This window comes from Micromonospora sp. CNZ309, assembly GCF_002846525.1.
This window is the reverse complement of the sequence record NZ_PJNG01000001.1, coordinates 4,145,242-4,158,326: the sequence shown is the minus strand read 5'-3', so window position 1 is coordinate 4,158,326 and position 13,085 is coordinate 4,145,242. Positions and strand designations below refer to the sequence as shown.

Sequence of the window (13,085 nt, the reverse complement as noted above, 5' to 3'; positions counted from 1 at the left end):
CCGCGCCCTGTCTCCGTCCCGCCGCCGGCGACCACCCGGCCGCCCGCGCCCACCGGTACCGCTCCAGCCGGCGCGCCGGTCGAACCGGCGGGGTCACGCCAGTCGCCGTCCTCGCCCCGCTGGGCGCGGTGCCGTGGCTCAGGCGGCGCGGAGGAGTTCGGCGGCGCGCTCCGGGGAGATGTCGTTGATGAAGACGCCCATCCCGGACTCGGAGCCCGCCAGGTACTTCAGCTTGTCCTTCGCGCGCCGGATGCTGAACAGCTGAAGGTGCAGGTGACCCAGCTCGCGGTCGACGCGCACCGGCGCCTGGTGCCAGGCGGCGATGTAGGGCATCGGCAGGTCGAACAGCCCGTCGAAGCGGCGCAGCAGGTCCAGGTAGAGCGGCCCGAAGGCGTCCCGCTCGGCGTCGTCGAGCGCGGGAATGTCCGGCACCGGCCGGTGCGGGGCCACGTGCACCTCGAACGGCCAGCGGGCCGCCGCCGGGACGTACGCCGTCCAGTGGTCGTTCTCGGCGACCACCCGCGTGCCGGCGGCCCGCTCGGCGGCGAGCACGTCGGCGTAGAGGTTGCGCCCGCCGGTGCCCTCCGCATGCCGGCGGGCGGCGGCCAGCAACGCCCGGGTCCGCGGGGTCACGAAGGGGTACGCGTAGATCTGGCCGTGCGGGTGGTGCAGGGTGACGCCGATCTCCACGCCCCGGTTCTCGAAGCAGAACACCTGCTCCACCCCCGGCAGCTCGCCGAGCACCTGCGTACGGTCGGCGAGCGCGTCGAGGACGGTGCGCACCCGTGGTGGCGGCAGGGCGGCGAAGGACGCGTTGTGGTCGTCGGTGAAGCAGACCACCTCGCAGCGGCCCCGACCGGGCCGGACCGGGGTGTACGGGGTGATCTCGGCGGGCTCGTCGGCCACCCGGCCGCTCAGCGAGGGGAACCGGTTCTCGAAGACGGCGACGTCGTAGTCGGGCGCCGGGATCTCGCTGTGCCGGTCGTCGGTGCTGGGGCAGAGCGGGCACTGGTCGGCCGGCGGGAGGAAGGTGCGCGTCTGCCGGTGCACGGCGACGGCCACCCACTCGTCGGTCAGCGGGTCCAGGCGCAGCTGCGACGCGGGCGGCGGCGGGGGCAGCTCGCGCCGGTCCGGCTGGTCCCGGACGGCGTCGTCCCGTTCGTCGAAGTAGACCAGCTCCCGGCCGTCGGCCAGCGCGATCGCGGTGCGCTTCACCTCGCCATCCCCTCATCTGTCGTCGTGGCCGCCCGTCCCGCGCCCGCCGAGGCGGGCACGACGACCAGCTCGCCCACCCGTTCGTCGAGCGCCTGCCGCGCGTCGGGGGGCAGCCGGTCGTCGGTGACCAGCACGTGGGCGGCGGAGAGCTCAACGATCGAGGAGATGCCGACGGTGCCCCACTTGGTGTGGTCGGCGAGCACGACCAGCCGGTCGGCGGCGGCCACCAGGGCCCGGTCGGTCTCCGCCTCCATCAGGTTCGGAGTGGTGAATCCCGCCCGTTGGGTGATCCCGTGCACCCCGAGGAAGAGCAGGTCCAGGTGCAGCGACCGGATGGCAGCGACGGCGAGCGGCCCGACCAGGGCGTCCGAGGGCGTACGGACCCCGCCGGTGAGCACCACGGTCTGGTCCGACCGGCCGCCGGCGTGCAGTATCTCGGCCACCGGCAGCGAGTTGGTGACCACGGTCAGCCCCGGCACGTCGACCAGCCGGCGGGCCAGCTCGGCGGTGGTGGTGCCGGCGGAGAGGGCCACCGCCGCCCCGGGCCGGACCAGCTCGGCGGCGCGGCCCGCGATGGCCGCCTTCTCCGCGAGCTGCCGCACCGACTTGGCCCGGAAGCCGGGTTCGTCGGTCGAGCCGGGGCCGGCCACCGTCGCGCCGCCGTGCACCTTGGCCAGCAGGCCGCGTTCGTGCAGCGCCTCCAGGTCGCGGCGGATGGTCATGTCCGAGACGCCGTACTCGGCGGCCAGCTCGGTGACGCGTACGCCCCCGGTGGCGCGGACCCGCTCCAGGATGGCCGCCTGTCGCTGCTGAGCGAGCATCCGCCGCACCTCCGTGCCTGCCGCGCACTCTCACGCGGTCGAACGTGTTCGAACAAAGATGAACATTAGCGTGAAGGAGGGGACCACCGGAAGGCGGAGGGCTGTCAGAGGGACGGGAGGCGGGGTTCGACCCAACCCGTCTCGTTCAGGTGGTGCAGGACGGCCTCGACCGCCTCCTCGACCGACAGGTCGCTGGTGTCGACCATCAGGTCGGCGTCGGTCGGCTCCTCGTAGGGATCGTCGATGCCGGTCATCCCGGTCAGCAGGCCGGCCCGGGCCCGGGCGTAGAGACCCTTGCGGTCGCGCTGCTCGCAGACCTCCAGCGGGGTCGCCACGTGCACCAGCAGGAAGCCCGCGCCGGCGGCCAGCGCCATCTCGCGGGCGGTGGCGCGGGCCTGGGCGTACGGGGCGATCGGGCAGCAGATGCCGATGCCGTGGTGCCGGGCGATCTCCGCCGCCACCCAGCCGATACGCCGGACGTTCAGGTCCCGGTCGGCCTTGCTGAAGCCCAGCCCGGCGGAGAGTTCACGGCGTACCACGTCCCCGTCGAGCAGCGTGACACTCCGGTCGCCCTGCTCGCGCAGCACGTCGGCCAGGCCCCGGGCGATCGTCGACTTGCCGGAACCCGAGAGCCCGGTCAGGAAGATCACCAGACCCCGGTGCCGCCGCGGCGGCCGGGCCCGGGCCAGCTCCTTCGCCACCGCTGGCGGGGTGTGCCACTCGGGCAGCGGGAAACCCCGGTCCAGCAGGTCGTCGATCTCCGGCTGGGTCAGGGCCAGGCGCCGGTTGCGCGGCGGGATGTCCTCCCGCCAGCGCCACTGCCCGTCGCGGCTGTCGTAGGCCAGCTCGCGCGGCACCAGCACCCGCAGGCCGGCGCCGGAGAGCATCTCGCCCGTGGAGAGCAGGTGCGTGACGCCGTACGCCGCCGACACCCGGGCCCGCAGCAGCGCGTCACTGATCTCGTCGCGCCGCCGGGACAGCGGCACGGCGACCAGCGTGGCCGGCGGCATCCGGTCGCGGGCGGCGAAGACGCTGCGCACCAGCGCCTCCGGCGGCAGCCCGCCGAGGCCGTCCTCGCCGACCGGGATCATCACCAGCAGGTGGGCGCCGAGCGTGCGGACCGCGTGGGCGATCTGGGCGAGCTGCGGCCGGTGCAGCGGCCGGTCGGCGATCACTCCGAGCACCCGCCCCGACGGCAGCAGCGGGCGTACCTCCTCCGGGGTGCGGCGCAGCCGCTGGAACGGGCCGTGCCCGCCGTCGCCGAGCCGGCGGACCGTGCCACCGACGCCGGCCACCCCGTCGCGGACCTGCCACACGTCGGCGACCGACAGCGCCGCGACCGGCGCGCCCTCGCCGTCGGTGAGCACCAGGGCCCGGCGTGCCTCGTCGCGCGGGTCGAGGCCCTGGGCGAGCGCCGTCGGCACCTGGAGGGTCACCGGCACGGGCCACGGCGAGCCGTCGGCGAGCCGGCCCCGGCGGCTCACCGAGACCAGGTCGGCGCGGGTCATGAAGCCGGCCAGCGGCGCGTACGCCCCGGTCAGCAGCAGCTCCAGGTCGGCCAGCTCGCCGGGGCGCGGCGTGTACGCCGGCGCATCCCGGAGCACCTCGTCGGGCAGCACCCAGCTGTTGCTCATCCATCCCCCAAACGACACTGACCGGCACACAGTTTCTCAGCCGCCCGGCGATCGGTCGAGAGCGCCACTCCACCGGCGGCTCAGCCGGCGGCCGGCGGGTCAGCGGGGCGGGGCCAGGGGCGCGGCCCCGAAGGAGACGGCGAACCGCTTGCACCAGATGGAGACGCTGGTCAGGCCCGTCAGGTCGACGTCGGCCGGGATGTCGTAACCCTGGTCACCCCGGTTGCCCTTGAGTCGGCCCAGCTCGACCCACCGGCCGTCGTCGAAGACCCGCCACCCGGCAGTGCCGCTGCGCACCGGCTGGTCGGTGAGCCAGACCCGCAGGTCCGGGCCGTTGGAGGTGGCCAGGCCGACGAGCTCCAGCCGGTGCCGCCCGTCGGGGGCGCGGACGATCCGCGCGCTGCCCGACGTGTCGTGCTCGTGGGTCACGAAGTCGCCCTGCCCGACGAGGACCGGCCCGGCGGGGGCGGGCGCCGCGCCCGTGGCGGAACCCGTCGGCGCCGGCGTGGCCGCCACGCTCGAGAGCGTCTCGTCGACCTCGGCGTCGGTGACCAGCTTCCAGGGCTGGAACCAGTAGAGGCCGAACGCCGACCCGGCGGCGAGGACGGCGACCACCACCCAGGTCAGCGGTGCGCGGAAGAGTCGGGTCATGCCCGCAGTGTGGCGGCCCGGGCCGCGTCCTGTCTGCCCCGTGCGGCGTGGCGGAGGCGGCTGCGCGCGGCGGTGCCGGCCCGCCACCGGCGGGGTCCGCGCCGGACCCTAGGGGACGCGGACCGCCAGGATCAGGGGAGCGCCCGGGGGCGAGCCGCTGCCCGGGGCGGTCGTCGCCTCCTACGCTGTACGACGTGACACTGATCGCGACCGAGTCGCTGACCAAGACGTACGGGGGTGGGGTCACCGCGCTGGCCGACCTGACCGTCGCGGTCGAGCCGGGGATCATCGGGTTGGTCGGCGCGAACGGCGCCGGCAAGTCCACCCTGATCAAGATCCTGCTCGGCCTCCTCGCCCCGACCAGCGGACGGGTCCGGGTGCTCGGCCTCGACCCGACCACCGACTCCGCCCAGGTCCGCGCCCGGGTCGGCTACATGCCCGAGCACGACGCCCTGCCGCCCGACCTCTCCGCCGCCGAGCTGGTCACCCACCTCGGCCGGATCAGCGGCCTGCCGCGTACGGTCGCCCGCGAACGGGCCTCGGAGGCGCTGCGCCACGTCGGGCTCTACGAGGAGCGCTACCGCCCGGTCGGCGGCTACTCCACCGGCATGAAGCAGCGGGTCAAGCTCGCCCAGGCCCTGGTGCACGACCCCGACCTGCTGCTGCTCGACGAGCCGACCAACGGCCTCGACCCGGCCGGTCGCGACGCCATGCTGGCGCTGGTGCACCGCATCGGCACCGAGTTCGGCATCTCCGTGCTGGTCTGCTCGCACCTGCTGGGCGAGGTCGAGCGCATCTGCGACACCCTGGTCGCCATCGACGGCGGGCGGCTGCTGCGCGCCGACCACATCTCCGCCATGACCTCGGCCACCGACGTGCTCGCCGTCGAGGTGAGCGAGGGCACCGACGAGCTGGCCGCCCGGCTGGTCGCGCTCGACCTGCCGGTGCGCCGGGACGGCCGGCTGCTGCTCGTCGAGCTCGCCGACGACGCCACCTACGACCTGATCCTCGGCGCGGTCGCCGAGCTGGACCTGCCGCTGCACCGGCTGGACCAGCGCCGGCACCGGGTGGCCGAACTCTTCGCCACGAGGGAGCCCAGCCATGTCTGAGCCGACCGGCGTCATCCACGACATCGGCTACCAGCGCTACACCGGTCCCCGGCTGGGCCGCCGGGCCGTCTTCGGCGCGCTCTACCTGCACGGCCTGCGTACGGCGTTCGGGCTGGGCCGCAGCGCGAAGGCCAAGATCTTCCCCTGGCTGGTGGTCGCCATCGTCACCGTGGTGGCCGCCGGCCTCGCCGCGGTACGCAGCCAGGTCGGCGAGTCGGTGATGACGTACGCACAGTTCGCCGACAACATGAGCTGGCTGGTCATCTTCTTCGTCGCGGCGGTCGCCCCCGAGCTGGTCTCGCGGGACCTGCGCAGCGGGGCGCTGCCGCTCTACTTCTCCCGGCCGCTGCCGAGGTCGGACTACCCGCTGGCGAAGCTGCTGGCGCTGGCCACGGCGCTCTGGCTGCTGCTCGGCGGGCCGCAGCTGGTGATGTTCCTGGGCGCCGCCTTCACCACCGGCGACGGCATGCGCGGGGTCTGGAACGAGCTGCTCGACCTGCTGCCCAGCCTGCTCTACGCCGGGCTCTGGGCGGCGGTCTTCGCCTCGGTCGGGCTGCTGGTCGCCTCGTCCACCGGCAAGCGGGCGTTCGCGGCCGGCGGGATCGTGGCCGTGTTCCTGATGACCACCCCGATCGTCGGCACCCTGTCGATCATGCCCTCCCAGACGGTCAACGAGTTGGCCTTCCTCGCCTCGCCCTCGACGTTGGTGGGCGGCGTGGGCACCTGGGCGCTCGGCGACCTGCTGCTGTCCAAGGGGGAGGGCGGAGTGCCGATCGGCGACTTCGGCCCGATCTACGGGGTCGCCGCCGTGCTGCTCGTGACCGGCAGCGTCGCCCTGCTGATGCTGCGATACCGGAAGGTTGCCGCCCGATGACCACGATCAGCACCGACCAGGTGACGGGCCCGCCGGCCGTCGCCGCCAGCACCCTCGACCTCGCGGGCGTCTCCCGCTGGTACGGCAACGTGGTGGCGGTCAACGACGTCAGCATGAGCCTCGGCCCCGGCGTCACCGGGCTGCTCGGCCCGAACGGCGCGGGCAAGACCACCCTGCTGCACATGATGGCGGGCTTCCTGGCCCCGTCGCGCGGGGTGGTCAGCCTGGACGGCCGGCCCACCTGGCGCAACCCCGAGGTCTACCGCCGGCTCGGCCTGGTCAGCGAACGCGAGGCGGTGCACACCTTCCTCACCGCGCACGAGTTCGTGCTGGCCAGCGCGAAGCTGCACCGGCTGCCGGATCCGGCGGAGGCGGCCCGCCGCGCGATCGCCCTGGTGGAGATGGAGGGCGCGCAGGACCGCCGGATCGGCACGTACTCCAAGGGCATGCGGCAGCGCGCCCGGGTGGCCGCGGCGCTGGTGCACGAGCCGCAGGTGCTGCTGCTCGACGAGCCGTTCAACGGGATGGACCCGCGCCAGCGGCTGCACATGATGGAGCTGCTGCACCGCCTCGGCGACGCCGGCCGGACCATCCTGTTCAGCTCGCACATCCTGGAGGAGGTCGAGCAGGTCTCCGGCACCGTCCAGGTGATGGTCGCCGGCCGGCTGGCCGCCTCCGGCGACTTCCGCACGATCCGCCGGCTGATGACCAACCGGCCGCACGTCTTCGCCGTGCACTCCACCGACGACCGGGCGCTCGCCGTGGCGCTGATGGCCCAGGCGTCGGTGACGGGGGTCGAGTTGGGCCGCAACGGCTTGACCGTGCGGGCCGGCGACTACGGCGCGTTCACCCGCGTCCTGCCGAAGATCGCCCTGGCGGAGGGCATCCGGGTGCGGCAGTTGGTGCCCGAGGACGAATCCCTGGAGAGCGTCTTCTCCTACCTCGTGGAGGCCTGAACCCATGTCTACCGTTTCCTGGATCACCGTGCGGGGGCTGTTCGGGCGTCGCCGGTTCCTGCTGCTGCTGCCGCTGCCCGTGGTGCTGGTGCTGCTCGCCGTGCTCTCCCGCGCGCTCGGGGTGGACCCGGGTGAGTGGGGTCCGCCGGTGCTGGTCGGCCTCGGCCTGGCCGTGGTGCTCCCGGTGGTCGCCCTGATCGTCGGCACCGGCGTGCTGGGGGCCGAGATCGACGACGGCACGGTCGTGCACATCCTGACCAAGCCGCTGCCGCGCTGGCAGATCGTGCTGCCCAAGCTGGCGGTGGCCGCCGGCGTCACCGCGGTCACCGTCGCCGTGCCGCTCTACGTGGCGGGCGTGCTGGCCGACTCCGTACGCCTCGGGCTGTCGCTCGCCGCCGCGTCGGCGGTCGGTGCGCTGGCGTACTCGGCGCTGTTCGTGGCGCTCAGCCTCCTCACCCGGCGGCCGGTGCTGCTCGGCCTGGTCTACGTGCTGATCTGGGAGGGGCTGCTCGGCAACGTCGTCAGCGGCACCAAGGTGCTCTCCATCCAGCAGTACGTCATCAGCATCGCCGACCGGATGGCCCCAACCGGGCTGCTGGAGGCCGGCGTCTCGGTGCCGGTGGCGGCGGTGATGGCCGCTCTGATCAGCGTGGGGTTCACCGCGCTGGCGGTCGACCGGCTCCGCTCGTTCAGCGTGGCCGGCGAGACGAGCTGATCTCCGCCAGGACGGTCGTCCGGGCGGCCCGACCTGCGATGGTAGGGCTGGCCGGATGGACCGGTCCGGGCGGCTGCGCGAGGCTGACGGCGTGAGCGCGGAGACGGGGCTGGTGATGTCGCGGGAGTCCCATCCGGGTGCCGGCCGCCACTGGATGGTCAGCCTGGCGGTGGCGGGGCTCGCGGCGGCGGCGACCACCACGGCCGCGCAGGCCACCGGGCACTTCCACTGGTGGGCCGGCTTCGTGCTGATCCCCGGCGCGCTGATCGCCGCCACCGGCGGGCCGCTGCTGGCCCGGGGTGGCGGGCGGGCCTTCGCCGGCTACGTGGTCGCCTGCCTCGGCGCGCTGGTGTTCGCGGTCGGGGCGCTGCTGATGTTCGGCGTGTTCGGGCGGGGCTGGCCCCTGATGGTCATCCTGCCGTGCCTGGCGGTCGCCGGCACCTACCGCTGGCGGCTGGTCCATCCGCTGGCCCGGGGGCTGCACCGGGCGGTCGCCCTGCTGGCGCTGGCCGGCGCCCTGCTGCTCGGCGGGACGCTGCAACTGACCCGCGTCGGTCCGGTCGAGGTCGGGGCGGCCCCGATGTGGGGCACGTTCCTGATGCTGGCCGGGGTGATCGTGCTGGGCAACGCGGTGGAGCTGACCCGGCACCGGATGCCGTACCGCCTCCAGGCGATCACCCTGCTGGTCGGCCCCGCCGTCGTCGCCTTCCTCCTCGGCCTGCGCCTGCTGCGCGGCTGGTGACGCCCCGCCGCGCCGTAGGGGGCGCGACGGGGCCGGCCGGTCAGAACGCGCAGGCGATCACGAGTTCCGGGGTGCGGTCGGGCAGCAGGTCCAGCTTGGCGATGCGGCCGGCGGCCCGCACGTCGTCGGCGACCAGGCTCAACTGTTCCAGCAGGGCCGCCGGGCCGAGCGCCTCGGCCAGCGGCACCTCCGCCTTCATCGACAGCTTCCGCTCCGACTTGGCCCGGCGCACCTGGCTGAGCGCGTCGCCGGCCAGCCGCAGCAGCTCCGGTTCGCCGGCGCCCTCGATCGCCCGGTCCACCTCGTACGTGGTGGGCCAGGTCGCGCGGTGCACCGACCCGTAGCGCCACCACGACCAGACCTCCTCGGTCGCGTACGGCAGCACCGGGGCGAACAGCCGCAACTGCACCGACAGCGCGGTGGCCAGCGCCGCCCGGGCCGAGTCCGCCCCCGGCCCGGAGCCGTAGGCGCGCTCCTTCACCAGCTCGATGTAGTCGTCGCAGAACCGCCAGAAGAAGCTCTCCGCGACCTGCAAGGCGGCCGTGTGGTCGTACGCCTCCAGCGCCGACGTCGCGGCGGCGACCACGCCGGAGAGCTCGGCGAGCATGGCGCGGTCCAGCGCCTCGGTGGCCGGGGCCCGCAACGCGTCGGCGGCGCCCAGCCCGAGGGCGAACCTCGACGCGTTCAGCAGCTTGGTGGCCAGCCGCCGGCCGACCTTGATCTGGGCCGGGTCGAAGGCGAGGTCCATGCCCGGCCTGCCGTTGGCCGCCCAGTAGCGCACCGCGTCGGAGCCGTGCTGCTCCAGCAGCGCCATCGGGGTGACCACGTTCCCCTTGGACTTGGACATCTTCTTCCGGTCGGGGTCGAGGATCCAGCCGGAGAGCACCGTGTCCCGCCACGGCAGCGCCCCGTGCTCCAGGTGGGCGCGGACCACCGTGGAGAACAGCCAGGTGCGGATGATCTCCTGTCCCTGGGGGCGCAGGTCCATCGGGAAGACGCGGGCGAACAGGTCCGGGTCGGTCTCCCACCCGCCGGCGATCTGCGGGGTCAGCGACGAGGTGGCCCAGGTGTCGAGCACGTCGGGGTCGCCGACGAAGCCGCCCGGGCGACCCCGCTGCGCCTCCTCGAACCCCGGCGGGGCGTCGCTGGACGGGTCGACCGGCAGCGCGGACTCCGCCGGCGTGAGAGGCTGGGACCAGTCCGGCTCGCCAGCGTCGTCGAGCCGGTACCACACCGGCACCGGCACGCCGAAGAAGCGCTGCCGGCTGACCAGCCAGTCACCGGTCAGGCCGCCGACCCAGTGCGCGTAGCGGTGCCGCATGTGCTCCGGCACCCAGCGCAGCTCCCCGCCCCGGGCGAGCAGTTCCTCGCGCAGGCCCGCGTCGCGTCCGCCGTTGCGCAGGTACCACTGCCGGGTCGAGACGATCTCCAGCGGCCGGTCGCCGCGCTCGTAGAACTTGACCGGGTGGGTGATCGGACGCGGCTCGCCGACCAGGTCGCCGGCGTCGGCCAGCATCCCCACCAGCGTCCGCCGGGCCCCGTTGACGCCCTGCCCGGCCAGCTTCGCGTACGGCTGCGCCGGCACGCCGGCCGGCGGCTCGGGCAGCAGCCGGCCGTCGCGGCCGATCACCACCCGCGTGTCCAGCCGCAGCTCCCGCCACCAGGTCACGTCGGTCAGGTCGCCGAAGGTGCAGACCATCGCGATGCCCGTGCCCTTGGCCGGGTCCGCCAGCGGGTGCGCCCGCACCGGCACCTCGACCCCGAAGACCGGCGTACGCGCGCTGCCGCCGACCAGGTCGGCGTAGCGCTCGTCGTCGGGGTGGCAGACCAGCGCCACGCAGGCCGGCAGCAGCTCGGGACGGGTGGTGTCGATCAGGATCCCGCGCCCGCCCGGCCCGGCGAACCGCAGCCGGTGGTAGGCCCCGGGCCGCTCCCGGTCCTCCAACTCCGCCTGGGCGACGGCGGTGGCGAACCCGACGTCCCACAGCGTCGGCGCCTCCGCCTGGTACGCCTCGCCCCGGGCCAGGTTGCGCAGGAACGCCCGCTGCGACACGGTCCGGGCCGCAGCGCCGATCGTGGTGTACGTCAACGACCAGTCCACGGAGAGCCCGAGCCGCCGCCAGAGCGCCTCGAAGACCTGCTCGTCGGCGGCGGTCAGCCGCTCGCACAGCTCGATGAAGTTGCGTCGGGAGACCGGGGTCGGGTCCCTGCGGGCGGCCTCGCTCACCGGCGCCCCGGGAGCCTGCCAGTCCGGGTCGTACGGCAGCGCCGGATCGCAGCGCACGCCGTAGACGTTCTGCACCCGGCGCTCGGTGGGCAGGCCGTTGTCGTCCCAGCCCATCGGGTAGAAGACCGTGCGCCCGCGCATCCGCTGGAACCGGGCCACGATGTCGGTGTGCGTGTACGAGAAGACGTGCCCCATGTGCAGCTCGCCGGACACGGTCGGCGGCGGGGTGTCGATCGCGTAGACGTCGGCCCTGCGACCGTTCGGGCGCGGCGCGTCTGACGCCGCGCCGCGCCCCCGAACGGTCGTCTTCGAGCGGTCGAACGCGTACGTGCCTTCCTCCTGCCAGCGGCGGGCCCAGGTCTCCTCGATGCCGTCCAGGGTCGGACGTTCGGGGACGCCGGCGCGGGCCGTCCTCGCCGTATCAGTCATCCGTCGATGGTAGGCACCGGCCAACGGCCGGACCACGGGATAACCCGCGTGCCACGGGGCGGGTCAGCGGATGGCCGGCCGGGTCAGCGGGGGGACCGGGCCACTGGTGGCCAGCCGGAGCCGCAGGCCGCCGTAGGTGCGGGCGTTCGCCCGGTCGAGGATCGTGGAGACCGGGGCGTAGGAGTTGCGCTCGTTCGGGTTGGTGCAGGGGCCCTGTCCCGGGTCGCCGTGCGACAGGATGCCCAGCGCCTTGCCGTCGGTCTCGGTGAAGAGCGGGCCGCCGCTGTCGCCCGGGCGGGCACAGATGCGCACGTCGATGCCGCCGCTGGTCTTGCCGATGATCTCCCCGCAGCGGGTGCCGGGCACGTAGCCGGCGCCCGCGCCCGAGTCGACGTGCTGCTCGCCGTCCTTCGGGGTGTACGCCGCCCCGGTGGCGCAGACCACCCAGCCGGACTGGATGGCGCTCCACGGCACGTGCCCGGTGATCGCCACGTCGCGGCTGCCCCGGGTGGCGCATCCGGTGCTGTCCGGCACGCACCAGTAGTTGACCAGGCTGGGCACCTGCGTGGCCCCCGCCGGGTACGCCCACAGCCCGAGCGCGCCGGCCTGGTACGGCATGATCGCGTAGTCGTACGGGTATGCGTTCTCGGCCAGCCCCGGCCTCGACGACTCGACGGTCACCGGCACCTTCGGGCCGAGGAACCGGTGCCAGGTGCGGTCCACCAGTTGGTGCCGCCCCCCGACGACGCAGTGCCCCGCCGTCAGCACGTACGGGTCGCGCAGCCCGGCGACCACGTTGAAGCCCGTCGTGCAGCCGCCCACGGTGCCGTCGTCGCGCGGCACGTCCAGCCGGATGCCGCCGCGCATCGGCGCCTGCGCGCAGTCGCGCGGGTCGCAGGCCTTCTGCACCACGGTCCCGGCGATCCGGGCCTGCGCGCGGGCCGGCACCCCGGCGGCGCGCAGCGCCCCGGCCAACCGGGGGTCGTCGGCGGCGATCCGGTCGCCGGTCAGCACGACGACCTCGTTGGCCCGCTCGTCCACGAGGACGTCGGCGCCGGCCGTGGCGTCGAGCGTGGTGGCCAGCCGGGTCGCCGCCTCGGTGAGCTGCCGCAGCGGGTGGCGCACCGGCACCACCCGGACGCGCGCCGCGTCCGGCATGCCGGCCAGCGCCGCCCGGACCGGTTCGACGCCGGTGGCGGCGACGGTCAGCACGCCGCCGGCGGCCTGGTCCAGCCACATCCCGCCGTACGCGGCGGGGAGCTCCGTGGCGAGCCGGGCGGCCAGCGGCGCGGACAGCTCCTGGAGGGCGAGCCGCCGGGCCGCCTCGTCGGCGTCGACCCGGTAGCGGTCGCGCAGGTAGGAGACCGAGGCGGGGCTGCCGGCGGCGACCTCGGCGGCCGGCCGGGCCCGGAGGGTCGTCGCCGCGCCCGGCGTCGCGCCGCCTCGGGGACGGCTCCCGGGCCCGTTGTCGGCACGGACCGGCCCGTTGTCGGCGCGGACCCGCGTGCCCGCCGGGGCGGCGGCGTCGCCCGGCGACGCAAGGGTCTCCCCGGCGGTGAGCGTGGCCGGTGTCCGGCCGGCGTCGCCGAACGGCATCCCGGCGACCGCCGCCGCACCCAGCGCGCAGGCGGTGACCATCCCGGCCACCGTCACCCGTCGTCCGAACCGCACGTCGCAACCCCCCTCGTCGCCGCCGTCGGGACGACCACCCG

11 protein-coding genes are annotated in these 13,085 nt (G+C 74.8%); 5 read left to right on the top strand and 6 right to left on the bottom strand.

Going from position 1 to position 13,085, the window contains the following annotated elements; all coding sequences use genetic code 11:
* Window positions 1-138: 138 nt before the first annotated feature.
* The 4 genes from galT to CLT72_RS17185 form a co-directional block, all read right to left on the bottom strand.
* A complete protein-coding gene (gene galT / locus CLT72_RS17200; protein WP_101412707.1) occupies window positions 139-1,215 on the bottom strand; it encodes a galactose-1-phosphate uridylyltransferase in 1,077 nt (358 codons plus the stop codon).
* Entirely contained in the window at window positions 1,212-2,036 is an 825-nt protein-coding gene (locus tag CLT72_RS17195; RefSeq protein ID WP_101412706.1) for a DeoR/GlpR family DNA-binding transcription regulator, read from the bottom strand. Before CLT72_RS17195 ends, galT begins: the two co-directional genes overlap by 4 nt.
* A 104-nt stretch (window positions 2,037-2,140) precedes the next feature.
* Window positions 2,141-3,670, bottom strand: coding sequence for an adenylyl-sulfate kinase (gene cysC, locus CLT72_RS17190; protein WP_101412705.1), 1,530 nt, complete (start codon window positions 3,668-3,670; stop codon window positions 2,141-2,143).
* 99 nt (window positions 3,671-3,769) lie between these two features.
* Window positions 3,770-4,321: a DM13 domain-containing protein gene (locus tag CLT72_RS17185; RefSeq protein ID WP_101412704.1), complete on the bottom strand. Its 552-nt coding sequence runs from the start codon at window positions 4,319-4,321 to the stop codon at window positions 3,770-3,772.
* 194 nt (window positions 4,322-4,515) lie between these two features.
* On the opposite strand from CLT72_RS17185, the gene CLT72_RS17180 reads away from it, so the two are divergent.
* The 5 genes from CLT72_RS17180 (at window position 4,516) to CLT72_RS17160 (ending at window position 8,717) form a co-directional block, all read left to right on the top strand.
* Entirely contained in the window at window positions 4,516-5,430 is a 915-nt protein-coding gene (locus CLT72_RS17180; protein ID WP_101412703.1) for an ABC transporter ATP-binding protein, read from the top strand.
* A complete protein-coding gene (locus CLT72_RS17175) occupies window positions 5,423-6,304 on the top strand; it encodes an ABC transporter permease (RefSeq protein ID WP_101412702.1) in 882 nt (293 codons plus the stop codon). Before CLT72_RS17180 ends, CLT72_RS17175 begins: the two co-directional genes overlap by 8 nt.
* Window positions 6,301-7,260, top strand: a complete 960-nt coding sequence (locus CLT72_RS17170) for an ABC transporter ATP-binding protein (protein ID WP_101412701.1) — start codon at window positions 6,301-6,303, stop codon at window positions 7,258-7,260. Before CLT72_RS17175 ends, CLT72_RS17170 begins: the two co-directional genes overlap by 4 nt.
* Before the next feature lie 4 nt (window positions 7,261-7,264).
* Window positions 7,265-7,975, top strand: coding sequence for an ABC transporter permease (locus CLT72_RS17165; RefSeq protein WP_101412700.1), 711 nt, complete (start codon window positions 7,265-7,267; stop codon window positions 7,973-7,975).
* Between the two features lie 91 nt (window positions 7,976-8,066).
* Window positions 8,067-8,717: a hypothetical protein gene (locus CLT72_RS17160; protein WP_250102058.1), complete on the top strand. Its 651-nt coding sequence runs from the start codon at window positions 8,067-8,069 to the stop codon at window positions 8,715-8,717.
* A 40-nt stretch (window positions 8,718-8,757) separates the two neighbouring features.
* Here CLT72_RS17160 and valS read toward each other — a convergent pair whose 3' ends face one another.
* Together valS and CLT72_RS17150 are read right to left on the bottom strand one after the other, a co-directional pair.
* The gene (gene valS, locus CLT72_RS17155) at window positions 8,758-11,373 is read right to left on the bottom strand and encodes a valine--tRNA ligase (protein ID WP_101412699.1); all 2,616 of its coding nucleotides are present in this window, start codon (window positions 11,371-11,373) and stop codon (window positions 8,758-8,760) included.
* A 63-nt stretch (window positions 11,374-11,436) separates the two neighbouring features.
* Window positions 11,437-13,044, bottom strand: coding sequence for a trypsin-like serine protease (locus CLT72_RS17150; protein WP_144082268.1), 1,608 nt, complete (start codon window positions 13,042-13,044; stop codon window positions 11,437-11,439).
* Window positions 13,045-13,085: the final 41 nt, after the last annotated feature.

What these genes read in the sequence shown, in the direction of transcription:
- CLT72_RS17195 (WP_101412706.1), bottom strand. Translation starts at nt 2,036, where the DNA reads ATGCTCGCTCAGCAGCGACAGGCGGCCATCCTGGAGCGGGTCCGCGCC.
- valS (WP_101412699.1), bottom strand. Translation starts at nt 11,373, where the DNA reads ATGACTGATACGGCGAGGACGGCCCGCGCCGGCGTCCCCGAACGTCCG.
- cysC (WP_101412705.1), bottom strand. Translation starts at nt 3,670, where the DNA reads ATGAGCAACAGCTGGGTGCTGCCCGACGAGGTGCTCCGGGATGCGCCG.
- CLT72_RS17170 (WP_101412701.1), top strand. Translation starts at nt 6,301, where the DNA reads ATGACCACGATCAGCACCGACCAGGTGACGGGCCCGCCGGCCGTCGCC.
- CLT72_RS17175 (WP_101412702.1), top strand. Translation starts at nt 5,423, where the DNA reads ATGTCTGAGCCGACCGGCGTCATCCACGACATCGGCTACCAGCGCTAC.
- CLT72_RS17185 (WP_101412704.1), bottom strand. Translation starts at nt 4,321, where the DNA reads ATGACCCGACTCTTCCGCGCACCGCTGACCTGGGTGGTGGTCGCCGTC.
- CLT72_RS17165 (WP_101412700.1), top strand. Translation starts at nt 7,265, where the DNA reads ATGTCTACCGTTTCCTGGATCACCGTGCGGGGGCTGTTCGGGCGTCGC.